Origin of the sequence: Mesorhizobium sp. LNHC209A00 (assembly GCF_000502915.1) — a bacterium.
In the GTDB taxonomy this organism is placed as follows: Bacteria; Pseudomonadota; Alphaproteobacteria; order Rhizobiales; family Rhizobiaceae; genus Mesorhizobium.
This window is the reverse complement of the sequence record NZ_AYWT01000002.1, coordinates 762108-783978: the sequence shown is the minus strand read 5'-3', so window position 1 is coordinate 783978 and position 21871 is coordinate 762108. Positions and strand designations below refer to the sequence as shown.

The following is a 21871-nucleotide window of genomic DNA, read 5'->3' as shown; positions in this document are numbered from 1 at the left end:
GGCCTAGCGCTGCCCCTCATCCGCCTACCTTCTCCCCGTATAGAGACGGGGAGAAGCGAGCTGGCCGCAACGCCGGCCTTCTCTTTGCAACGCTGGTGACTGGCGACACCGTCGATGACAACGTCTTTCTCCTCGTCACTATACGAGGAGAAATGCCCGGCGGGGCGATGAGGGGCAGCGCGGCGCTCAATGTAAAGCGACTGGGAAACACGCTGAGAACGCATTAAATAATCCTCAATCCACGAATATCAGCGCCGGCGTCTCCAGCAGCGCCTTGATCCGCTGGATGAACACCGCCGCGTCCCAGCCGTCGATGACGCGGTGGTCGAAGCTCGACGACAGGTTCATCATCTTGCGCGGAATGAACCCCGTGCCGTCCCAAACCGGCCGCACCATCATCTTGTTGACGCCGACGATCGCCACTTCGGGGTGGTTGATCACGGGCGTCGTCGCCATACCCCCCATGGCGCCGAGCGAGGTGATGGTGATGGTCGAGCCGGACAGCTCGTCACGTGTCGCCGTTCCCGACTTCGCAGCCTCGGCCAGCCTGGCGACCTCGGCGGCACAGTCCCAAACGTCGCGCGCCTCGGCATGCTTGACGACAGGCACCACCAGTCCCGACGGTGTCTGCGCGGCAATGCCGATATGGATGCCGCCATGCTGGTGGATGATGCCGGCCTCGTCGTCGAACAGGGAATTGAGCTGGGGCTGGTCCGCGATCGCCTTGACCATGGCCCGCATCAGGAACGGCAGCAAGGTCAGCTTCGGCCTCTCCGCGCCTCCCTTGGCACGCTTTTCCTTGTTGAGCGCGGCGCGCAGTTCCTCGAGCGCCGTGACGTCGATCTCCTCGACATAGGTGATGTGCGGGATACGCGACTTCGACAGCGTCATCTTCTCGGCGATCTTGCGCCGCAAGCCGACCAGTTTCATGTCCTCGACCGCATCGTTGCGGGCGAGGCCCGGCGCCCTGGCCGCTTGCGGCCCGCGCGCCAGGAAGGCCTCGATGTCTTCATGGCCGATGCGACCGGCCGGGCCGCTGCCTGAAACTTGTCTGAGGTCGATGCCCGTCTCTTTCGCCCGCAGGCGAACGGCGGGCGAGGCCAGCGGCTTTTCGCCTTCTGGACGCGGCGCGCCCGAAGCCGAGGAGCGTGTCACGGTTTTCGGCGCCGACGACGACGATGCGGGTTTCGCCGGTGTCTCGGCGGGTTTTGCCGGCGTGGGCGGCGAGGCGGCTTCGGGCTTCGGGCTCGGCAGCCTGGCGGGCGGCTCCACCCCGGTCGCCGGTTCAGCCACTTTGCCGGCTTTCATATTGCCCTCGCCCGCTACTTTCAACCGCACGATGGGCGAACCGATCGCCACCGTGTCGCCGATCTCGGCGCCGAGCCACAGGATCTCGCCATCGACGGGCGACGGGATTTCGACCGTCGCCTTGTCGGTCATCACGGCGGCGAGCACGGTGTCCTCGCGCACGATGTCGCCGATCTTCACATGCCATTCGACGAGCTCGGCCTCGGCGACACCCTCGCCGACATCGGGCAGCTTGATGATGTGCTCGCCCATGTCAGGCCTCCATGGTTTCAAGCAAGGCGCGGCCGACACGCGCGGGACCGGGAAAATACTCCCACTCCTGCGCATGTGGATAGGGCGTGTCCCAGCCGGCGACGCGGGCCACAGGCGCCTCCAGGTGGTAAAAGCAGTTTTCCTGAACCAGCGCCGAAAGCTCGGCGCCGAAACCCGAGGTCAGCGTCGCCTCGTGCACGACGACGCAGCGGCCGGTCTTCTTGACCGAAGCCACGATCGTGTCGAGATCGAGCGGCAGCAGCGTCCTGAGATCGATGATTTCGGCGTCGATGCCGGTCTCCTCGGCCGCCGCCTGGGCGACATAGACCATGGTGCCGTAGGCGAGCACCGTGACCGCCCCGCCCGCCCTGCGGATGGCGGCCTTGCCGAGCGGCACGGTGTAATGGCCGTCGGCGACTTCGCCGAGCTGATGCTTCGACCACGGCGTCACCGGCCGGTCATGATGGCCGTCGAACGGGCCGTTGTAGAGCCGCTTCGGCTCCAGGAAGATCACCGGGTCGGGGTCCTCGATCGCCGCGATCAAAAGCCCCTTGGCGTCATGCGGGTTGGACGGCACCACCGTCTTCAGGCCCGACACATGGGTGAACAAGGCTTCCGGGCTCTGGCTATGCGTCTGGCCCCCGAAAATGCCGCCGCCGGTCGGCATGCGGACCACGATCGGGCAGGTGAAATCGCCGTTCGAACGGTAGCGCAGCCTCGCCGCTTCCTGCGTCAGCTGGTCGTAGGCCGGATACATGTAGTCGGCAAACTGAATTTCCACGCAAGGCTTCAAACCATAGGCGGCCATGCCGATGGCCGAGCCGACAATGCCGGATTCGTTGATCGGCGCGTCGAAGCAACGGCTCTTGCCGTATTTGGCCTGCAGCCCGTGCGTGACGCGAAAAACGCCGCCGAAGAAGCCGACATCCTCGCCGAACACGACGACTTTGTCGTCGCGCTCCATCGACACGTCCATGGCGTCGCGAATGGCCTCGATCATGGTCCGTCTTGGCATGGCTCAGACTCCCGCCTGCTGGCGCTGGCGCCTGAGATGCGGCGGCATCTCGGCAAACACACCTTCGAACATCTCGCGTGTCGACGGCTTGCCGCCGGCATGCAGCGTGCCGTGGCTTTCCGCTTCCTTCTGCGCCGCGATCACCGTGTCGAGGATTTCGGCCTCGGCCTGCGCATGCCGTTCGTTCGACCAGACACCGAGCTTGATGAGATGGTTCTTCAGCCGCACGATCGGGTCACCCAGCGGCCAGGCGTCGGACTCGGTCTTCGGCCGGTAGGCGGAGGGATCGTCCGAGCTCGAATGCGCGCCGGCGCGGTAGGTGACGTATTCGACCAACGTCGGCCCAAGATTCTCCCGCGCCCTTGTCGCCGCCCATTTGGCCACCGCGTGTACCGCCAGATAGTCATTGCCGTCGACGCGCAGAGACGGGATGCCGAAGCCGAGCCCCCGGGCCGCGAAGGTGCCGGAACCGCCGCGCGCGATGCCTTGAAAAGTCGAGATCGCCCACTGGTTGTTGACGACGTTGAGCACCACCGGCGCCTTGTAGGTGGAGGCGAACACCAGCGCCGAATGGAAATCGGATTCCGCCGTCGAGCCGTCGCCGATCCAGGCCGCGGCGATCCTGGAATCGTTGGAGATCGCCGACGCCATCGCCCAGCCGACCGCCTGGATGTACTGCGTCGCCAGATTGCCCGAGATCGAGAAGAAGCCGTGCTCCTTCGACGAATACATTATCGGCAGCTGCCGGCCCTTCAGCGGATCGGCCTCGTTGGAATAGATCTGGTTCATCATCGTGACCATCGGATAGCCGTCGGCGATGAGCAGGCCGGCCTGGCGATAGGTCGGGAAATTCATGTCGCCGGGGCTGAGCGCCTTGCGGAAGGCGCAGCTCACCGCTTCCTCGCCCAGATGCTGCATGTAGAAGGAGGTCTTGCCCTGGCGCTGCGCCATCTGCATGCGCGCATCGAACGTCCGCAGCGTCATCATGTTGCGCAGGCCTTCCAGCAATTCCTCGCTGGAAAGCAGCCCGGCCCATGGCCCGACGGCCTCGCCATTGCGGTTCAGCACCCGGATGATCGAAAACGCCATGTCGCGGATGATGCGCGGATCGACATCGATGTCGGGGCGTGGCACGGAGCCGGCCTCGGCGATGGTCACGTTGGAGAAATCAGGCGTCCCGCCCGGCCGCACTTCCGGCTCCGGAACGTGAAACCGCAACATCCCAGCATCGGCCATGACCTCGAGTCCTCCAATGTTGCCTGGGTGGGATATTTGCATATCCGCGCCGCCAGTGCGAATGCGTCGGGGAGGCGGTTCCAGCCGCGCCGGCCGATCCGGCTTCCCGCGTTCAAGATGAAGATATGTCCGCGAAATTTCTTGTCGATGTTGGGCGGCCGCGCGCAATTTGGCGTATGGTTCCGCGCTGGTTGCCGCAAGAGAAGGTGATTGGTGCTGGACTTTGCGGTTCGCCGACGTTGGCGATCCGAGCAGGAAGACGTTCACTCCCTCCCAGCATCATGCTAACCACCCTCCATGGCACAGAAGAAGGCATATGAGGTCGACGGTTGGCTGGCGCGGCCTGATCCGCGCATCTCGATCGTCCTGCTTTATGGCCCCGATCGCGGCCTTGTCTCCGAGCGGGCCAAGGCCTTTGCCGGAAAGACCGGCCTTCCGCTCGACGACCCATTCTCGGTGGTCAGGCTCGAGGGTTCCGAGGTCGATCGCGACGAGGGCCGCCTGCTCGACGAGGCCCGCACCGTGCCAATGTTTTCCGACCGGCGGCTGCTCTGGGTGCGCAATGCCAGCGGCCAGAAGGCACTGGCCGACGACGTCAAGGCGCTGACGGCGGAGCCGGTGCGGGACGCCATCATTCTCATTGAAGCCGGTGATTTGAAGAAAGGCGTCGGGCTGCGCGCCGTGGTCGAGGGCGCCGACAATGCCATGGCGCTTCCTTGCTACGCCGACGAGGCGAGGGACATCGACACCGTCATCGACGACGAACTGCGCAAGGCCGGCATGTCGATGACGCTGGAGGCGCGGCAGGCGCTGCGCCGCAATCTCGGTGGCGACCGGCTGGCCTCGCGCGGCGAGATCGAAAAACTCGTCCTCTACGCCCACGGCCAGAAGGAGATCGGGCTGGAAGAGGTGAGAGCCATGTCCGGCGACGTGTCCGGCGCCTCTTACGACGACGCTGTCGACGCGCTGCTCGAAGGCAAGGTCGGCGATTTCGACACCGCTTTCACGCGCCACTGCCAGGGCGGCGGGCAGCCCTTCCAGGTCCTGTCCTCGGCGATGCGGCAGTTACAGCAGATCCAGGTCATGCGCGGCCAAATGGAGACCGGCGGCCGCAACGCCGCTTCCGTCGTTGCCGCCGCGCGCCCGCCGGTCTTTTTCTCCAGGCGCAAGCTGGTGGAGAAGACCCTGGAGCGCTGGAACAGCGAAGCGCTCGGCCGCGCGCTGACCCGGTTGCATCAGGCCGTGCTGCAGACGCGGCGACGCCCGGACCTGTCGGTCGCGCTGGCAAGGCAGGCGCTGCTGGGAATCGCGGTGGAGAGCGCTAGGCTGGGACAGCGGTAGAAAGCGGCCAGTCTCCCCCTTGTGGGGGTTCGGAGTGATCCGCGTCGCGGACGGGAAGCCAATTGCTTGGCTTTCCGAAACGACGAACGCCCGGAGCGACCAGCGAAGGGCCGGGTCCAGCAAGGCAGAGGGGCGCCGTCCCGCCGGCCTATCTCAATTGGGCCCACGCCCCGCGCCAAGCTGATTTCCGCCGACGCTGACCTCACCTGCCTGCCCGCATCCTCTCCCCGTAAACGGCGAGGGATGCTCTTCTCGCTGCTTTTGCCAAATCGCCAGCGCCACAGAAGGCGCCGGCGTCGCAGCCAGCCTCTTCTCCCCGTCTCTATACGCGGAGAAGGTCCCGGTAGGGGGATGAGGGCTGCACCGATCGCGGGGAATAAAGCCGCATAATTTGCCGGCTAAACATTTTAATCCTGCTTCAGCCGCCTGCACAGCTCGTCCAGCTGTTCCAGGCTCCGATAGGCGACCCGCAGCACCCCGCCCTTGCCCTTGTGGTCGATCGACACAATCATGCCGGTCGTGTCGGTGAGCAGCTTTTCCAGCGCCAGCGTGTCGGCGTCCTTTTCGGCTGGCGCGGCTGGCTTGGTGCCGTTGGAACTGGCGACGGCCGGCATTTGCGCCAGCGCTTCGGCCTGGCGCACCGAAAGTCCCTCCTCGACGATGCGCTTGGCGAGGCCGGCCGGATCTTCCGCCGTCACCAGCGTGCGGGCGTGGCCCGCCGACAGCGCGCCGTCGACCAGCATGTCGCGGATCACGTCGGGCAGCTTCAACAGTCTCAACGTGTTGGCGACATGGCTGCGGCTCTTGCCGATGACCTGGCCGAGATCGGCCTGGGTGTAGCCATGGTCGTCGATGAGTTGCTGGTAACCCTGCGCTTCTTCGACCGCGTTGAGGTCGGCGCGCTGGACGTTCTCGATGATCGCCAGCTCGAGCGCGGTGCGGTCGTTGACGTCGCGGATGATGACCGGAATCTCGGTCAGCCCGGCGCGCTGCGCGGCCCGCCAGCGCCTCTCGCCGGCAATGATCTCGTAGCGGCCGGCCTGCGTCGGCGAGGGCCGTGCCACGACCGGCTGCACCACGCCATGTTCGCGGATCGACTGGGCAAGATCGGTCAGTTCGGCATCGCCGAAATGCCGGCGCGGATTTTTCGGGTTGGCGCTGATGAACTCGATCGGCACCTTGCCGTCCGCGCTCATGCCGGGCTTTTCCGGGGCAGCCGGCCGATCGATCTCGCCGATCAGTGCTGCCAGTCCGCGACCCAGTCTTTTCCTCGAGAGATCTTCGTTCATCTTTATTCCACGTCTATTTCAGATCGTTTCGGTATCGAATCGGCTCTTAGTATGCACTGGATCTGGTCAAGCCGCGCGCAATTTGCGCTCGCGGCGGATCACTTCGGAGGCCAATTGCAGATAGGCCTGGCTGCCCGAGCATTTCAGGTCATAGAGAATCGCCGGCTTGCCATAGGAGGGGGCTTCCGACACCCGCACATTGCGCGGAATGATCGTCTCATAGACTTTGTCGCCCATATGCTCGCGCACGTCCTGCACCACCTGGTTGGCGAGATTGTTGCGACCATCATACATGGTCAGCACAATGCCCTGGATAGTAAGATCGGGATTGATCGAGCGGCGAACCTGCTCGACGGTTTCGAGCAACTGGCTGAGACCCTCCAGCGCGAAGAACTCGCATTGCAGCGGCACGAGAACAGAGTCGGCTGCCGCCATTGAATTCAAAGTCAAAAGATTGAGCGAGGGCGGACAATCGATCAGCACATAGCCGAAGGGCGCCCCGCGCTCGGTCGCGGCACGCAGCGCATTGCGCAGCTTGAGCACCCGGTCCGGCGCCGAGGCGATCTCCATCTCGATGCCGAGCAGGTCCAGCGTCGAAGGCACGATGGAAAGGCCGGGCACCGCGGTCGGAATGGCGGCGGCCTCCAGGTCCAGTTCGCCCGTCAGCACGTCATAGGACGAAACCGTCCGGTCCTTGCGGTCGATGCCGAGGCCGGTGCTGGCATTGCCTTGCGGGTCGAGGTCTACGATCAGCACTTTCTCACCGATTGCCGCCAGCGCGGTGGCCAGGTTGATGGCGGTGGTGGTCTTGCCGACACCGCCTTTCTGGTTGGCTACGGTGATGATTCGAGGGCCGTTCTTCATCATGGATCTATGCCAGAGATTCATCTTTGGGTCGCCAAACAATCAGACCGGTCTGGGTTCAGACAGGCCGCACATTGGACAATTCGAGAATGACGCCGCTGGCGTCGGTCACGCTTGGATGTTCTACCAGATCGAAGGTCCACCGGTTAACGCTTTCTTGCACTTCGGCGCGGTAATCCCGGCCTTTGTGGAACAGCGCCCGCGCGCCCGAGGTCAGCCATGGCGCCGACAGGTCCAGCAGCACCGAAAGCGGTGCAAGCGCCCGCGCCGTGACGATTTCCGGCTTCGAAACAACAACATGGCTATCCTCGATTCGTCGCGCCACGACCCGTGCCGGCAAGCCGAACTGGCCGACGACCGTCTGCAGGAACGAAGCTTTCTTGCGATTGCTTTCGACCAGATCGATGCTGGCGCCCGGGCGGTCGCCAAGCAGAAAGGCCATGACAAGCCCGGGAAATCCGCCACCAGAACCGATGTCGGCCCAGTGCGTGGCATGGGGCTCTATCCCAGCAAGTTGCGCGCTGTCCACGATGTGGCGCTGCCAGACATCGCCCGAGGTCGACTGCGCCACGAGATTGATGCTGCGGTTCCATTTCTGGAACATCGCTTCAAACGCCACCAGGCGATCGAATGTTTCACGTGAAACCGGGCCGGCGGCCTCCTGGAGGCTCTCACGGGAGAAAGAACTCACGCAACATCCCTCTGCTCGGCATTCTCCACCGATTCCCAATGCCGGACATGCGCGACGATGATCGCCAACGCCGCCGGTGTCATGCCTTCCATGCGCTGCGCCTCCGCGATGGAGCGCGGCCGCCGCGCCTGCATCTTCTGCTTCAGCTCATTGGACAGACCGGGAACGCCGGCAAAGTCGACGGTGTCCGGGATCAGCCGGGCCTCTTCACGTCGGATCTGCGCCACATCCGTGCTCTGGCGATCGAGATAAACCGAATATTTCGCTTCCGTTTCAAGACGTTCTGCAGTCTTGGCATCGACGTCGTGAAATTTCGGCTCGACCCCGGCGAGCCAAGCCACATCGACACCGGGATATGCCAGCAATTCAAAGCCGGACCGGCGCACGCCATCGTGATTGATCTCCAAACCGTGCCGTGCCGCCTCGTTCGGCGTCATGGTCAGCGAAAGCGCCATCCGGCGCGCTTCATCCAGCCGCTGCATGACATCGTCATAGCGCTGCATCCGCCGCGCCGAGGCGATTCCCAGCGTCTGCGCCAGCGGCGTCAGCCGCTCATCGGCGTTGTCGGCGCGCAGCGAGAGTCGAAACTCGGCCCGCGAAGTGAACATCCGATAGGGTTCGCTGATGCCGCGACTGGTCAAGTCGTCGACCATCACGCCGATATAGGCCTCGGTACGGCTGAGCACGATCGGTGCGCCGCCCGCCGCCCGCCGCGCTGCATTGAGGCCGGCGAGCAGGCCCTGCCCGGCGGCCTCTTCGTAGCCCGTCGTGCCGTTGATCTGCCCGGCGAGAAAAAGTCCGGCAACGCGCAGGGTCTCAAGTGTGGGATGCAGTTCGCGCGGATCGACATGATCATATTCGATGGCATAGCCAGGCTGCAGCATGACCGCATGCTCCAAACCAGGAATGGTCTTCAGTATGTCCAGCTGAACGTCTTCCGGCAGCGAAGTCGAAATGCCGTTGGGATAGACGGTGTGGTCGTCGAGCCCTTCCGGCTCCAGAAAGATCTGATGTCCGTCCCGGTCGCCGAACTTGACGATCTTATCCTCGATCGACGGGCAATAACGCGGCCCAACCCCTTCGATCGAGCCGGAATACATGGCCGACCGGCCAAGATTGGCGCGGATCAAATCATGCGTGGCTGGCGTGGTGCGGGTGATGCCGCAATCGATCTGCGGCGTCACGATACGGTCGGTCATCAGTGAGAACGGTACGGGATTCTCGTCCGCCGCCTGGCTTCCCAGCGACACCCACTCGATGGTTCGTCCGTCCAGTCGCGGCGGCGTGCCGGTCTTCAGTCGCCCGAGCTTGAAGCCGGCGCGGTGCATGGTCTCCGACAGGCCCATGCTGGCCTTCTCGTTCATGCGGCCAGCGACAATCTTCTTTTCACCGATATGAATGAGTCCGCGCAGGAAGGTTCCCGTCGTCAGCACCACGGCGCCGCAGACAAGCCGCCGCCCGTTGGCCAGGAGAACCGCGGCGATCTTTCCATCGGAGATCTCGAAATCGAGAACCTCACCCTCCACAACCTCCAGATCGTTCTGCTGCCGAATCGCTTCGTGCATGGCAAGGCGATAAAGTTTTCTGTCGGCCTGCGTGCGAGGGCCGCGCACCGCCGGGCCTTTGCGGCGGTTGAGCAGGCGGAACTGGATGCCGGCGGCGTCCGCCACGCGGCCCATCAGCCCGTCCATGGCGTCAATCTCGCGCACAAGATGCCCCTTGCCGAGCCCGCCGATGGCAGGGTTGCACGACATCACGCCGATCGTCTCGAAACGCAGCGTCACCAGCGCGGTCCTGGCGCCAGCGCGCGCGGCGGCGCTGGCCGCCTCGCAACCCGCATGGCCGCCGCCCACCACAACCACATCATAGTGATCGGTCATTCTATATTGGTCCCGAACTCAAAGAAGATGAGCGACACATGTCCCCGCGACGCGGGACTGTCAAGAAAACTCCGCGCGGCGTTTCACGTGAAACAGCGAAACCCGCCTCTCTATCTGCGTTTCACGTGAATCGCCGCCTACTTGTTTCACGTGAATCAGCAGAAGCATCATGTTTCACGTGAGTCATTTGCCGATGCAGAACTGGGAAAAGATCACGTCGAGCAAGTCTTCTACGTCCACCGCGCCCACGATGCGTCCCAGGCGTTCCGCTGCCAGGCGCAGCTCTTCGGCGCGCAATTCCTGGGCCATGCGTTCATCGGCGGCACGGTGCAGATGCCGGTTCGCCGCATCGAGCAACTCGACATGGCGGAGCCGCGACGGCAAGATATCGCCGGCCTCGCCGGCCGCCTCGGCAGCGCGGCGACCGATCTCCGCCAGCAATCCCTCCACGCCCGTTCCGTCGATCACGGATATGCCGAACTCGTACCGCCCAGCTAAATAGTGGGGCGCTCTCTTATCGAGCAAGTCGAGCTTGGTGCCGACGCGCAATGATGGGGCAGACATCGACAGTGGGCCGGTGTCCTTGGGGTTCGCGGCATCCTCGAGCAGCAGCAGCAGATCGGCGCGATCCGCCTTCGCTCTTGCCTTCTCGATGCCGATCGTCTCGATCTTGCCGGGCGCTTCTCGCAGGCCGGCGGTGTCGGTCAGTCGGACACGCAGGCCCCGGAGATCTAGAACAACCTCCAGCAAATCTCGGGTCGTGCCGGGTTCATCCGTTACAATAGCGGCATCGCGCCGCGCCAAGGCATTGAACAGGCTGGACTTGCCGGCATTGGGCGCACCGAGAATGACGACTTCGAAGCCGTCCCGGATGATCTCGGCGGCATGGAAGCCGGCAATGTGGCGGTCGATCTCCGATATCATCGACCTTGCGTCAGACCAAACCGCGTCCGAAACGGAACCCGGTACATCGTCTTCATCGGCGAAGTCGATCTCGGCCTCGATCATGGCCCGCGCATGGATCAGCCGCCGCCGCCAGCCGAGATAGAGTGCGCTCTGTGCGCCCCCGGCGTTCAGGATGGCGAAACGCCGCTGCGCTTCGGTCTCCGCATTGACGAGGTCGACCAGCGCCTCCGTCTCGACCAGATCGACCTTGCCGTTGAAGAAGGCGCGGCGCGTGAATTCTCCGGGCTCGGCATGCCTGACGCCGTCGAATCCAGCGATCGTTTCCAGCATCCTGGCCACCACGGCGCGCCCGCCATGAACATGGAACTCGGCGACATCCTCGCCGGTGAAGCTCGCCGGACCGGGAAAGAACAGAACCAAGCCGTTATCGAGCACGGTTCCATCTGGAGCCCTGAACCTGCGCAGGACCGCGGACCGCGCCTTAACCATGCCGCCGGCAATCGTTTCGACCACGAATCGAGTATTGGGGCCGGATATGCGCAACACCGCAACGCCGGCCGGAAGCCTGCCGCTCGACAGCGCCACGATCGAATCGCCTGAAATCATTTGCCCGCTCTACCGAACCGCCCTAGCTTTCGCCTCGTCACCGCCCCGTATCGCTCCTGAAAGTTGGCCATTGTGACATTGCCCGCGCAAAACCTGCTTGCCGAAGAGGCCAGCCCCTATCTGCAGCAGCACAGCGGCAACCCCGTGCATTGGCGCGGATGGTCACCGGCGTCGCTGGCGGAGGCAAAAGCGCTGGACAGGCCTATCCTGCTCTCCATCGGCTATGCCGCCTGCCACTGGTGCCATGTCATGGCCCATGAAAGCTTCGAGAATGACGACGTAGCCGCCGTCATGAACCGTCTGTTCGTCAATATCAAGGTCGACCGCGAGGAGCGACCCGACATCGACCAGATCTATATGGCGGCCCTCTCCTCGATGGGCGAGCAAGGTGGCTGGCCGCTGACCATGTTCCTGACCCCCGAGGGCAAGCCGTTCTGGGGCGGCACCTATTTCCCCCGCCAGCCGCGCTATGGCCGTCCCGGGTTCATCCAGGTGATGGAAGCGGTCGACAAGGCCTGGCGGGAAAAAAGGGCAAGCCTGCACCAGAGCGCCGACGGCCTGACCTCGCATGTCGAGGCGCGGCTCTCGGCCACGCATTCCAAGGCGGTTCTCGATCGCGATACGCTGTCCGACCTCGCCGGCCGCGTCGGTGGCATGATCGACCGCGATCGCGGCGGCCTCGCCGGCGCGCCGAAATTCCCGAACGCGCCGTTCATGCAGACGCTGTGGCTGTCCTGGCTGCGCGACGGCAATACCGCACATCGCGACGATGTCCTCGTCAGCCTCGAACATATGCTCAGCGGCGGCATCCACGATCACATTGGCGGTGGGCTCAGCCGCTACTCGACGGACGCCGAATGGCTGGTGCCGCATTTCGAGAAAATGCTCTACGACAACGCGCAGCTCATCCGCTTCTGCAACTGGGCTCTCGCGGCGACCGGCAACGATTTGTTCCGGTTCCGAATCGAGGATACGGTCGGCTGGCTTCTGCGCGAAATGCGCGTCGAAGGCGGCGCCTTTGCCGCCAGTCTCGATGCCGACAGCGATGGTGAGGAAGGTCTGTTCTACACCTGGAGCAGGGAGGAGATCGAATCCGTTCTGGGGGACGAATCAGTCTGGTTTTTCAAGTACTTCACTCTCTCCAGCCCGCCCGGTTGGGAAGGTAAGCCGGTGATCCATCAGACCCTCTCCCAGCAGGCGCTTGGTGTTGCCGACCGGGAACGGCTTGTCCCGCTCAAGGCAAGGCTTCTCGCTGTCCGCGAACAACGCGTCAGGCCGGGCCTGGACGCAAAGACCCTTACCGACTGGAACGGCCTGATGATCTCCGCCATCGCCGAGGCGGGTCGTTCGCTGGCGCGGCCGGATTGGATCGAGGCCGCGGCCAAGGCCTTTGCCCATATCGGCAAAGCCGGCCGCGACGGTCGCTTGCCGCACTCCATGCTTGGCGTCCGGAAGCTGTTTCCCGCACTGTCGAGCGACTATGCCGCCATGACCAACGCGGCGATCTCGCTGTTCGAAGCCACTGATGACTGGAGCTATGTCGACCAGGCCGGCCGGTTCCTTGAACAGCTCGACCGTTGGCACGCCGACACGGAAGGCAAAGGCTACTATCTGACCGCCTCGGACACCACCGATGTGCCGATCCGCATCAGGGGCGATGTCGACGAGGCCATCCCCTCAGCCACCAGCCAGATCATCGAGGCCCAGGTCCGGCTCGCTTCTATTATTGGCAGTCTCGCCTTGCAGGAGAAGGCGTGGAAAACCGCCGAGCATGCCGCCGGCCGCGCCGCGCAGCAGGCCTATGGCCAGGCGGGTATCGTCAATGCCTGTGCGCTTGCCGTCGAGCCGTTGAAACTGGTCATCGTGGACGAGCTGGAGGATCCGAAGCTCGTTCCGGTGGCGAATCGAAACCCGGATCCGCGCCGCGTCGATATCGCCGTGCCAATCGGTACGGCGGCGAATCGACCGTTGCTGCCCGGCGGAATCCTGCCGCCGACCAACCGGCGCGGCGCTTGGCTGTGCACCGGTCAGGTCTGCCTGCCGATGGTGACGGATGCCGATGAATTGGAAGGATTGTTGCGGCGAAAGTGATCCCGTCATCCCCGGCTTGACCCGAGGATGACGAGGAGAAGGCCCTGCCGCGCCTCGATTACGTGTTCATCGAATCGAAGAAATCGCCGTTGGTCTTGGTCTGCTTCAGCTTGTCGATCAGGAACTCGATCGCGTCGGTGGTTCCCATCGGCGCCAGAATGCGGCGCAGCACGAAGATCTTCTGCAGGTCCTGGCGCGACACCAGCAGGTCTTCCTTGCGGGTGCCGGACTTGAGGATGTCGATGGCCGGATAGATACGCTTGTCGGCCACCTTGCGGTCGAGCTGGATTTCACAGTTGCCGGTGCCCTTGAACTCTTCGAAGATGACTTCGTCCATGCGGCTGCCTGTGTCGATCAGCGCGGTGGCGATGATGGTCAGCGAGCCGCCTTCCTCGATGTTGCGCGCGGCGCCGAAGAAACGCTTCGGGCGCTGCAGCGCGTTGGCGTCGACACCACCGGTCAGCACCTTGCCGGAGGACGGCACGACGGTGTTGTAGGCGCGGCCCAGCCGAGTGATCGAATCAAGAAGGATCACTACATCGCGGCCGTGCTCGACCAGCCGCTTGGCCTTCTCGATGACCATTTCGGCGACCTGGACGTGGCGCACCGCAGGCTCGTCGAAGGTCGAGGAGATGACTTCGCCCTTGACCGAACGCTGCATGTCGGTGACTTCCTCGGGACGCTCGTCGATCAGCAGCACGATCAGGTAGCATTCCGGATGATTGGCGGTAATCGAGTGCGCGATGTTCTGCAACAGCACCGTCTTGCCGGTACGCGGCTGTGCGTTGATCAGCGCGCGCTGGCCCTTGCCGATCGGCGCCACCAGGTCGATCACGCGAGGCGATATGTCCTTGCCGGGCGGATTGTCGACCTCCATCTTCAGCCGCGAGGTCGGATAGAGCGGCGTCAGATTGTCGAAGTGTATCTTGTGGCGGATCTTTTCGGGATCGTCGAAATTGATCGTGTTGACCTTGAGCAGCGCGAAATAGCGCTCGCCCTCCTTCGGGCTGCGGATCGGTCCTTCGACCGTATCGCCGGTCTTCAGCGAAAAGCGCCGGATCTGCGACGGCGAAATGTAGATGTCGTCGGGCCCTGGCAGATAGTTGGCATTGGCGGAGCGCAGGAAGCCGAAACCGTCCTGCAGCACCTCGACCACGCCGTCACCGATGATCTCGATGTCCTGGGCGGCGAGCTTCTTCAGGATAGCGAACATCAGTTCCTGCTTGCGCATGACGCTGGCGTTCTCGACCTCGAGCGATTCGGCATAAGCGATCAGCTCTGGCGGCTTCTTGTTCTTGAACTCGGTGAGTTTCATTTCTTGCATTAGACGGACTCTGGGTAGGCTTTGGGGGAAAGATCGGCGGGATGCGACAAATGCCGGGCGCGGCCGAAAGCAATGACGGGCGGCGCATGACGGGAAGGAAGACCCGTCTTGTATCGTCGGTCGGCTGAAAGAGCAAGCCGCCTTTTGAGCGGGTCCGATGAAGCCTCAGAAGGGCTTCACGACGACCAGGATCACGATTGCGATCATCAGCAATGTGGGGATCTCGTTGACGATCCGCCAGTGTCTTGCTGGTTTTTCGTTGCGGTCCTCGGCGAATTTACGCACCGCGGCCGCCAGATAACCATGAACACCGGACAAAATCAGCACAAGGCCGATCTTGGCATGCAGCCAGCCGCCCTGGAACGCAAAGATCTTCCAGGCCAGCCACAGCCCGAAGACCCAGGTGAGGATCATCGCCGGATTGATGATGCCGCGCAGCAGACGCCGCTCCATCACCTTGAAAGTCTCCGACTGCACGGAGCCTTTCGGCGCATCGACGTGATAGACAAACAGCCGCGGCAGATAAAGCATCCCAGCCATCCAGGAGATGACGGCGAGGATATGGATCGCCTTTGCCCAGGGGTAGAAGCTTTCCGGCGCGAAGAAAAACAAAAGCGCGGTGAGAACGATCAGGACAGCAATGCCAACGACCATGCGCTTCATCGCTTGGCCGGCGCTGTTGGTGTTATCTCTGTCAGCCATCAGCGTGCCGCGCTCCGAACCTGTTTTACCATCGCCTCGACATGCGCCACCGGCGTCTCCGGCGTGATGCCGTGGCCGAGATTGAAGATCAGCGGCCCATTCCCCAGCGCCTGGAGGATCGCTTCGACGCCATCCGCCAACGCTTGCCCGCCGGCGACCAGCCGCAAGGGGTCAAGATTGCCCTGGACGGCGCCTTGCCGCTGCAACGCCTTCGCGGCCTCCAGCGGCACCGTCCAGTCGATGCCCAGCCCCGTCGCGCCGGTCTTCTCGCGATAGCTCTGATAGCGGGCGCCGGCGCCCTTGGGAAAACCGATGATCGGCACGTCGGGATGGACCGCCCGAACCTGCCTGACGATCTCGGCCACCGGCTCGACGCAGAAGCGTTCGAAGGACGCATCGTCGAGCACGCCCGACCAGGAATCGAAAATCTGCACAACGTCCGCGCCGGCCTCGATCTGCCGGATCAGGTAGGACGCCGAATGGTCGGCGAGCACTTTCAGCAACTGCCTAAACGCCGCCGGCTCGCGGTAGGCGAACAGCCTCGCCGGCGCCTGGTCGGGGGTGCCGTGGCCGGCGATCATATAGGTCGCGACCGTCCACGGGGCGCCGCAGAAGCCGATCAGCGTCGTCTCGTCGGGCAATTTCACCCGCAGCCGGCGAAGCGTCTCGTAGACCGGTTCGAGATTCACGTGAAACATGTCGCTTCCCAGCGCCGGAATCTCGGCCGCCGAAATCGGCGTCAGCAACGGCCCACGCCCTTCCTCGAAGCGCACATCGCGACCAAGCGCATGGGGAACGACAAGGATGTCCGAAAACACGATCGAAGCGTCGAAGCCAAAGCGCTCGATCGGCTGCAGCGTCACTTCCACGGCAAGGTCGGGGTCGTAGCAGAGATCAAGGAACGAGCCGGCCCGTCTTCGCGTCTCACGATATTCCGGCAGATAGCGCCCGGCCTGTCGCATCATCCAGAGCGGAGGAGGAAACACCGCCTCGCCTTTCAGCACATCCAGCATGATCCGTCTTGCACGCATCGAGCGCTCGCCTCTCCCGGCTTCCTCTTAATCAAATATCTTATTTTAAAAGAGTCTTCTGATTCTAAGAGTCTGTTGGTTGTGGTGGTTGTCACCTGTCCCGCTTTGGCCGCCAAAACGCCAGCAAGCATATTGTCGCGCATTCCCTACCGCGACTGGCAGGGTTCTGGGGACAATCAGGAATCCGCCATTGGAGTCAATGCGCTAGGTCAGATGCCCTCGAGGCCTGCCCTGTGGACAGTCAAACGGCAAAACTCCTCGTCCACGGACTTGTCCCCAGCCGCCCGGAGAAGCTGACAGCGCATCGAATTGTGGACAAACCGGCATCTGATACAGTCGCCTCCGGCCGGCATGCCTGCCGGTCCGATCTTATCCACATCCGCCCACAGCCCCAGGTGATCCCTGTGAACAAACCCCAGAGCTTCTTCCACCTGCATCTGATTTCCGATGCCACGGGCGAAACCCTGCTCGCCGCCGGCCGCGCGGCGTCAGCGCAATACAAGGATGCACGCGCCATCGAACACATCTACCCGCTCATCCGCACCGAAAAGCAGATAGCCAAGGTCTTCGAGGACATAGAGGAGGAGCCGGGCATCATCCTCTACACGGTGGTCGACCAGAAGCTGGCGCATGGCATCGACGAACGCTGCGCGGCCATGGGCCTGCCCTGCGTGTCCGTGCTGGAGCCCGTGCTGACTGTCTTCCAGTCCTATCTCGGAACGCCGGCCGGCCGCCGCGTCGGCGCCCAGCATGTTCTCGACGCCGAATATTTCCGGCGCATCGATGCGCTCAACTTCACCATGGACCATGATGATGGCCAGCTGCCGGCAAACATGGATGACGCCGATGTGGTGCTGATCGGCATTTCACGCACCTCGAAAACGCCGACCAGCATCTATCTCGCCAATCGCGGCATCAAGACCGCCAACATCCCGATCGTGCTCGGCGTGCCGGTGCCCGAAAGCCTTGTCAACGCCAGGGCGCCGCTGGTCGTCGGTCTGATCGCCACCGCCGAGCGCATCTCGCATGTGCGCCAGAACCGCATCCTTGGCAATTCGAGCACCTATGTGCCGACCGAGTATGTCGACCGCGCCGCCATCAACGAGGAACTCGCCTATGCCCGCCAGATCTGCACCCGACACGGCTGGCCGATGATCGACGTCAGCCGCCGCTCGATCGAGGAAACGGCGGCGGCGATCGTTGCCCTGCGGGGAAAGACGCGATAGATCAGCCAAGAGGTTTTCCGAGGCTTGCCGCGGAGGGTCGGCGCCGCCCCTCACCTGCCTGCCGGCATCCTCCCCCGTATAGAGACGGGGAGAGGGGCCATGTCGTCGATGGTTTCGCCAATCACCAGCGTGGCCGAAGAGAGAGCCCACGTTGAAGCTGCCCCTTCTCCCTGTCTCTATGCGGGGAGAAATGTCCGGCAGGACAATGAGGGCGGCGCTAACTTTAACGAGTAAAACAGCTCACACTCCAACCGCGCCTATGTCTGTGCCCGAGTGCAAAAATGACGGAAAAAATCATCCTCGCTTCAGGCAGCCCGTTCCGCAAGGCGATGCTGGTCCATGCCGGCGTCGACATCGAGCCGGTTCCCGCGACGCTGGACGAGCGGGCGCTGGAAGCACCCTTGCAGGACAGCGGCGCCTCGCCCGAGGACGTCGCCCTGGTGCTCGCCGAAGCAAAGGCCACCGACGTCAGCGAGCGCAGGCCCGGGGCACTGGTGCTTGGCTGCGACCAGACCTTGTCGCTCGGTGACGAGGTGTTCCACAAGCCGGCCGACATGGAGGGCGCGCGCCGCCATCTCCTGGCGTTGTCGGGCAAGACCCATCAGCTCAACAGCGCCGCCGTGCTGGTGCGCGACGGCAAGGTGCTGTGGCGCCATGTCGGCATCGCCTCGATGACCATGCGCAAGCTCGACCCCGCCTTCGTCGGCCGGCATCTGGCCCGTGTCGGCGTCAAGGCGTTGTCGAGTGTCGGCGCCTACCAGGTCGAGGGAGAAGCCATCCAGCTGTTCGAAAAAATCGAAGGCGACCATTTTACCATTGTCGGCCTGCCGCTGCTGCCGTTGCTGGCGGAGCTGCGCGCACTGGGAGCCATCGATGGCTGAAACCTCGAAAAAGGCCTTCGTCACCGGCCACCCCATAAAACATTCGCGCTCGCCGATGATCCACGGTCACTGGCTGGTCAAGCATGGCATTGAAGGCAGTTATCGGGCGATCGATGTCGCGCCCGAATACTTCGCCGAATTCCTGGCGACCCTGCAGGCGAACGGTTATCGCGGCGGCAACGTCACCATCCCGCACAAGGAGGCGGCTTTTGCCAGGGTCGCGCGCCGCGACCATGCGGCCGACGAGATCGGCGCCGTCAACACGCTGTGGTTCGAGGACGGCACTTTGTGGGGCGGCAACACCGACGGCCATGGCTTTGCCGCCAATCTCGACGACCACGCTCCGGGCTGGGCGTCCAACGGCCCGGCCGTGGTGCTGGGTGCCGGCGGCGCCTCCCGTGCCGTCATCCATGCGCTGAAGGAGCGCGGCGTCGGCGACATCCGCATCGTCAATCGCACGCTCGCCCGGGCAATGGAGTTGCGCGACCGCTTTGGCGGCGGGGTGTCGGCGCATCCCCTGGCCGCGACCGGCGAATTGCTGCGCGACGCCGGCCTGCTGGTCAACACAACTGCGCTGGGCATGCAGGGCAATGAGGGTCTGCCCGCCGACCCCAGACTGCTGCCCGACCACGCGGTGGTCAACGACATCGTCTATGTGCCGCTCGAGACCCCCCTGCTCGCCGCCGCACGGGCACGAGGGCTGAAGACGGTCGACGGGCTCGGCATGCTGCTCAACCAGGCGGTGCCCGGCTTCGAACGCTGGTTCGGCGTCAGGCCGAAGGTGACGGCTGAACTGCGCTCACTCATCGTTGCCGATCTGGTGCCCAAATCTCCGGCGCCGAAACCATGATCGTGCTCGGCCTCACCGGATCGATCGGCATGGGCAAGTCGACCACGGCCGGGATGTTCGCCGAAGCAGGCGTGCCGGTGCATGATTCCGACGAGACGGTGCACCGCCTCTATGCCGGCAAGGCGGCCCCCCTGGTCGAGGCCGCCTTTCCAGGCACCACGGTTCACGGAAGCGTCGACCGCGCGAAGCTCGGCGCCCGTGTGCTCGGCGATGCGGCATCCATGAAAAAACTCGAGGCCATTGTCCACCCGCTGGTCCGTGCCGATGCCGATGCCTTCCTGGCCAGGCATCTCGACGCAGGCGAATCGCTCGTGGTCCTCGACATCCCGCTGCTGTTCGAAACGGGCGGCCGTGGCCGCGTCGACAAGGTCGTCGTGGTGACGGCGCCGGCCGAAGTCCAGCGCCGGCGCGTGCTGGCGCGGCCTGGCATGAGCGAGGAAAAACTGGCGTCGATTCTGGCCAAGCAGGTGCCGGATGCCGAAAAGCGCCGGCTGGCCGATTTCGTCATCGACACCGGCGAGGGGCTGGACGCCGCGCGTGCGGCGGTTGCTTCGGTCATTGCCGAAATCAAGGGATAAGTCGGCTCCTGACGCAGGCCGTCAGCATTGCCCATTGCCATTTTGTTCCGGCCTGACGATTCTGCTCCCAGGAGCAACCTGATTCGATGCGCGAGATTATTTTCGATACGGAAACCACCGGCCTCGATTCGCGCGACGACCGCGTCATCGAGCTTGGCGGCGTCGAGCTGGTCAATCGCTTTCCGACCGGCAGGACCTTCCATCATTATATTAACCCGCAAGGCCGCGCGATCCATGCCGAGGCGCAGTCCGTGCACGGCATCAGCGCGGCCGATCTCGCGGGCATGCCGAGCTTCGCCGAAATCGCCGAGGAATGGCTGAAATTCACGGAAGGCGCCAAGCTGGTCGCCCACAACGCCACCTTCGATATCGGCTTCCTCAATGTCGAATTTGGCCGGCTCGGTCATCCGCCTGTCGATAACGGGCTTGTCGTCGATACGCTGGCTCTGGCGCGCCGCAAGCACCCGATGGGACCCAATTCGCTCGACGCGCTGTGCCGGCGCTACGGCATCGACAATACCAAGCGGACCAAGCACGGCGCCCTGCTCGATTCCGAATTGCTGGCAGAGGTCTATATCGAGCTGATCGGCGGCAAGCAGGCCGCACTGATCCTCGACAGCGCCACCGCGCCGGCCCAGGGCGGCAACAATGTCAGGCATATCGAGATCATCGTTGCCGAGCGCCCGGCGCCGCTTGTGCCGCGCCTGACCGAAGCGGAGCGCATGGCGCACGCCGCCATGGTCGCGACGCTCGGCGAAAAGGCGCTGTGGCTGAAAGCCTCCCCCCAGCAAGCAGCCCAGGCGCTGTCCTCGTAAAACCATCCGAGGAGCGGCCTCAGTAGGGCCACTCCCTCCGGCCCAGCGCGGCAACCGCCGCAATGATACGCGCAAAAGCCTCCGCCGCGGCCGGCACGGTCGTGCGGGCGCGCAGGAAACTGTGCACGAGGCGGGGCTCCTCATGCCACCAGGCCTTGCCGCCGGCCTCCAGGACAAGGTCGCGATAGACTTCGCCGTCCGACGACAGCGGATCGCATTCGGCCGTGACGATCACCGTTGGCGGCAGGTCGGAAAAGCCGCGGTCGCGCAGCGGCGAGAAGGTCGGATCGTCGGGCGATTGCTTTCTGGCTGAGCGCAGGTCCCGGTAGAAGGCGGCGTCGCTCGTCGACAGCAACGGCGCATCGGCGTGTTCGACGTAGGAGCCGATCGCCTCGTTGCCGCCGAGATCGGGATAGATCAGCACCTGGCCGATCGCGGCGCGCGGATGGTGACGCGTGGCCTGTGCCACCGCCGCCGCCAGATTGCCGCCCGCACTTTCACCGCAGAGCAAGAGCGGCAACTCGCTGGTCGCTGCCGCCCATTCGAAAGCCACCAGCGCATCGTCGAAGGCGGCCGGGTGGAGATGCTCGGGTGCCAGCCGGTAACCGACCGACAGCACGTCGAAGCCGGTGCCGGCGCAGATTTCGGCGCAGATGTCGTCATGGCTTTCGAGCCCGCCGAGGATGAAACCGCCGCCGTGGAAATAGAGCACCGTCGCGCGCGGTGTGGCGCCGGCGTGCCGGTAGCGGCGAACCGGGATATCATGGCTCGAAGCGGCGACCAGGCTGTCCGTGGCCATGACTCCGGGCGGGCGGCCTTGGTGGAAGGCCCGGCACATCCTGGCATAGACCGCGCGCTGCTTGTCGATCGGCAGGCCGACGATCTCGGGCGGGTACCAGGCGTTGACGCTGTCGATATAGGCCCAGAGCGCCGGGTCGAGCCATGGTCCGTATTTGCCGCGGCTGGTCATTTCAGTCCGAGGGGC

Annotated in this window: 19 protein-coding genes; 7 read left to right on the top strand and 12 right to left on the bottom strand. The window is 64.0% G+C overall.

From position 1 onward, the window contains the following. Positions 1-234: 234 nt before the first annotated feature. Genes X739_RS158830 through X739_RS158840 form a run of 3 tightly spaced genes read right to left on the bottom strand, consistent with a single transcriptional unit; the run spans position 235 to position 3811 of the window. Positions 235-1560, bottom strand: coding sequence for a dihydrolipoamide acetyltransferase family protein (locus X739_RS158830; protein ID WP_023793482.1), 1326 nt, complete (start codon positions 1558-1560; stop codon positions 235-237). A 1-nt stretch (position 1561) separates the two neighbouring features. After that, the gene (locus tag X739_RS158835) at positions 1562-2575 is read right to left on the bottom strand and encodes an alpha-ketoacid dehydrogenase subunit beta (RefSeq protein WP_023793480.1); all 1014 of its coding nucleotides are present in this window, start codon (positions 2573-2575) and stop codon (positions 1562-1564) included. Between the two features lie 3 nt (positions 2576-2578). After that, a complete protein-coding gene (locus X739_RS158840) occupies positions 2579-3811 on the bottom strand; it encodes a 3-methyl-2-oxobutanoate dehydrogenase (2-methylpropanoyl-transferring) subunit alpha (RefSeq protein WP_023793478.1) in 1233 nt (410 codons plus the stop codon). 297 nt (positions 3812-4108) lie between these two features. On the opposite strand from X739_RS158840, the gene holA reads away from it, so the two are divergent. After that, the gene (gene holA, locus X739_RS158845) at positions 4109-5152 is read left to right on the top strand and encodes a DNA polymerase III subunit delta (RefSeq protein ID WP_023793476.1); all 1044 of its coding nucleotides are present in this window, start codon (positions 4109-4111) and stop codon (positions 5150-5152) included. A 407-nt stretch (positions 5153-5559) separates the two neighbouring features. Here holA and X739_RS158850 read toward each other — a convergent pair whose 3' ends face one another. From X739_RS158850 to mnmE, 5 genes are all read right to left on the bottom strand, one after another. Then, positions 5560-6441, bottom strand: coding sequence for a ParB/RepB/Spo0J family partition protein (locus X739_RS158850; RefSeq protein WP_023793474.1), 882 nt, complete (start codon positions 6439-6441; stop codon positions 5560-5562). Between the two features lie 66 nt (positions 6442-6507). Further along, on the bottom strand, positions 6508-7308 hold the full coding sequence (locus X739_RS158855; RefSeq protein ID WP_031251964.1) for a ParA family protein: 801 nt from the start codon (positions 7306-7308) through the stop codon (positions 6508-6510). 55 nt (positions 7309-7363) lie between these two features. Next, positions 7364-7996 (bottom strand): 16S rRNA (guanine(527)-N(7))-methyltransferase RsmG, encoded by a 633-nt coding sequence (gene rsmG, locus X739_RS158860; protein ID WP_023793470.1) that lies wholly within the window; start codon positions 7994-7996, stop codon positions 7364-7366. Continuing rightward, positions 7993-9876 carry a tRNA uridine-5-carboxymethylaminomethyl(34) synthesis enzyme MnmG gene (gene mnmG / locus X739_RS158865; RefSeq protein ID WP_023793467.1) on the bottom strand — a complete coding sequence of 628 codons (1884 nt, stop codon included), beginning with the start codon at positions 9874-9876 and terminating at the stop codon, positions 7993-7995. Before mnmG ends, rsmG begins: the two co-directional genes overlap by 4 nt. 183 nt (positions 9877-10059) lie before the next feature. Continuing rightward, the gene (mnmE, locus tag X739_RS158870; RefSeq protein WP_023793464.1) at positions 10060-11388 is read right to left on the bottom strand and encodes a tRNA uridine-5-carboxymethylaminomethyl(34) synthesis GTPase MnmE; all 1329 of its coding nucleotides are present in this window, start codon (positions 11386-11388) and stop codon (positions 10060-10062) included. 72 nt (positions 11389-11460) lie between these two features. On the opposite strand from mnmE, the gene X739_RS158875 reads away from it, so the two are divergent. After that, on the top strand, positions 11461-13479 hold the full coding sequence (locus X739_RS158875) for a thioredoxin domain-containing protein (protein ID WP_023771940.1): 2019 nt from the start codon (positions 11461-11463) through the stop codon (positions 13477-13479). Positions 13480-13537: 58 nt separating this feature from the next. Here X739_RS158875 and rho read toward each other — a convergent pair whose 3' ends face one another. The 3 genes from rho to hemE form a co-directional block, all read right to left on the bottom strand. After that, complete coding sequence (gene rho, locus X739_RS158880) at positions 13538-14803, bottom strand: transcription termination factor Rho (RefSeq protein WP_015314810.1); 1266 nt, start codon at positions 14801-14803, stop codon at positions 13538-13540. 165 nt (positions 14804-14968) lie between these two features. Continuing rightward, positions 14969-15505 (bottom strand): protoporphyrinogen oxidase HemJ, encoded by a 537-nt coding sequence (gene hemJ, locus X739_RS158885; protein WP_023771941.1) that lies wholly within the window; start codon positions 15503-15505, stop codon positions 14969-14971. Beyond that, positions 15505-16536 carry a uroporphyrinogen decarboxylase gene (hemE, locus tag X739_RS158890; RefSeq protein WP_023771942.1) on the bottom strand — a complete coding sequence of 344 codons (1032 nt, stop codon included), beginning with the start codon at positions 16534-16536 and terminating at the stop codon, positions 15505-15507. Before hemE ends, hemJ begins: the two co-directional genes overlap by 1 nt. Before the next feature lie 404 nt (positions 16537-16940). Between hemE and X739_RS158895 the strand changes: the two genes are divergently transcribed. The 5 genes from X739_RS158895 (at position 16941) to dnaQ (ending at position 20886) form a co-directional block, all read left to right on the top strand. Next, positions 16941-17762 (top strand): pyruvate, water dikinase regulatory protein, encoded by an 822-nt coding sequence (locus X739_RS158895; protein WP_023771943.1) that lies wholly within the window; start codon positions 16941-16943, stop codon positions 17760-17762. Between the two features lie 281 nt (positions 17763-18043). Continuing rightward, on the top strand, positions 18044-18643 hold the full coding sequence (locus X739_RS158900; protein WP_023771944.1) for a Maf-like protein: 600 nt from the start codon (positions 18044-18046) through the stop codon (positions 18641-18643). Further along, the gene (locus X739_RS158905) at positions 18636-19493 is read left to right on the top strand and encodes a shikimate dehydrogenase (protein WP_023771945.1); all 858 of its coding nucleotides are present in this window, start codon (positions 18636-18638) and stop codon (positions 19491-19493) included. Before X739_RS158900 ends, X739_RS158905 begins: the two co-directional genes overlap by 8 nt. Then, the gene (coaE, locus tag X739_RS158910; protein WP_023771946.1) at positions 19490-20071 is read left to right on the top strand and encodes a dephospho-CoA kinase; all 582 of its coding nucleotides are present in this window, start codon (positions 19490-19492) and stop codon (positions 20069-20071) included. The genes X739_RS158905 and coaE overlap by 4 nt, the downstream gene beginning before the upstream one ends. An 86-nt stretch (positions 20072-20157) precedes the next feature. After that, the gene (gene dnaQ / locus X739_RS158915; RefSeq protein ID WP_023771947.1) at positions 20158-20886 is read left to right on the top strand and encodes a DNA polymerase III subunit epsilon; all 729 of its coding nucleotides are present in this window, start codon (positions 20158-20160) and stop codon (positions 20884-20886) included. 19 nt (positions 20887-20905) lie between these two features. Here dnaQ and X739_RS158920 read toward each other — a convergent pair whose 3' ends face one another. Next, entirely contained in the window at positions 20906-21856 is a 951-nt protein-coding gene (locus tag X739_RS158920) for an alpha/beta hydrolase (protein WP_023771948.1), read from the bottom strand. Positions 21857-21871 lie beyond the last annotated feature (15 nt).

Bases quoted from the DNA above. Each gene is read 5' to 3' on its own strand.
- holA (WP_023793476.1), top strand. From the start codon at position 4,109: ATGGCACAGAAGAAGGCATATGAGGTCGACGGTTGGCTGGCGCGGCCT.
- hemJ (WP_023771941.1), bottom strand. From the start codon at position 15,505: ATGGCTGACAGAGATAACACCAACAGCGCCGGCCAAGCGATGAAGCGC.
- X739_RS158840 (WP_023793478.1), bottom strand. From the start codon at position 3,811: ATGGCCGATGCTGGGATGTTGCGGTTTCACGTTCCGGAGCCGGAAGTG.
- X739_RS158855 (WP_031251964.1), bottom strand. From the start codon at position 7,308: ATGATGAAGAACGGCCCTCGAATCATCACCGTAGCCAACCAGAAAGGC.
- X739_RS158900 (WP_023771944.1), top strand. From the start codon at position 18,044: ATGACGGAAAAAATCATCCTCGCTTCAGGCAGCCCGTTCCGCAAGGCG.
- mnmE (WP_023793464.1), bottom strand. From the start codon at position 11,388: ATGATTTCAGGCGATTCGATCGTGGCGCTGTCGAGCGGCAGGCTTCCG.
- coaE (WP_023771946.1), top strand. From the start codon at position 19,490: ATGATCGTGCTCGGCCTCACCGGATCGATCGGCATGGGCAAGTCGACC.
- X739_RS158850 (WP_023793474.1), bottom strand. From the start codon at position 6,441: ATGAACGAAGATCTCTCGAGGAAAAGACTGGGTCGCGGACTGGCAGCA.
- rho (WP_015314810.1), bottom strand. From the start codon at position 14,803: ATGCAAGAAATGAAACTCACCGAGTTCAAGAACAAGAAGCCGCCAGAG.
- X739_RS158835 (WP_023793480.1), bottom strand. From the start codon at position 2,575: ATGCCAAGACGGACCATGATCGAGGCCATTCGCGACGCCATGGACGTG.
- dnaQ (WP_023771947.1), top strand. From the start codon at position 20,158: ATGCGCGAGATTATTTTCGATACGGAAACCACCGGCCTCGATTCGCGC.
- X739_RS158905 (WP_023771945.1), top strand. From the start codon at position 18,636: ATGGCTGAAACCTCGAAAAAGGCCTTCGTCACCGGCCACCCCATAAAA.
- X739_RS158920 (WP_023771948.1), bottom strand. From the start codon at position 21,856: ATGACCAGCCGCGGCAAATACGGACCATGGCTCGACCCGGCGCTCTGG.
- hemE (WP_023771942.1), bottom strand. From the start codon at position 16,536: ATGCGTGCAAGACGGATCATGCTGGATGTGCTGAAAGGCGAGGCGGTG.
- X739_RS158830 (WP_023793482.1), bottom strand. From the start codon at position 1,560: ATGGGCGAGCACATCATCAAGCTGCCCGATGTCGGCGAGGGTGTCGCC.
- mnmG (WP_023793467.1), bottom strand. From the start codon at position 9,876: ATGACCGATCACTATGATGTGGTTGTGGTGGGCGGCGGCCATGCGGGT.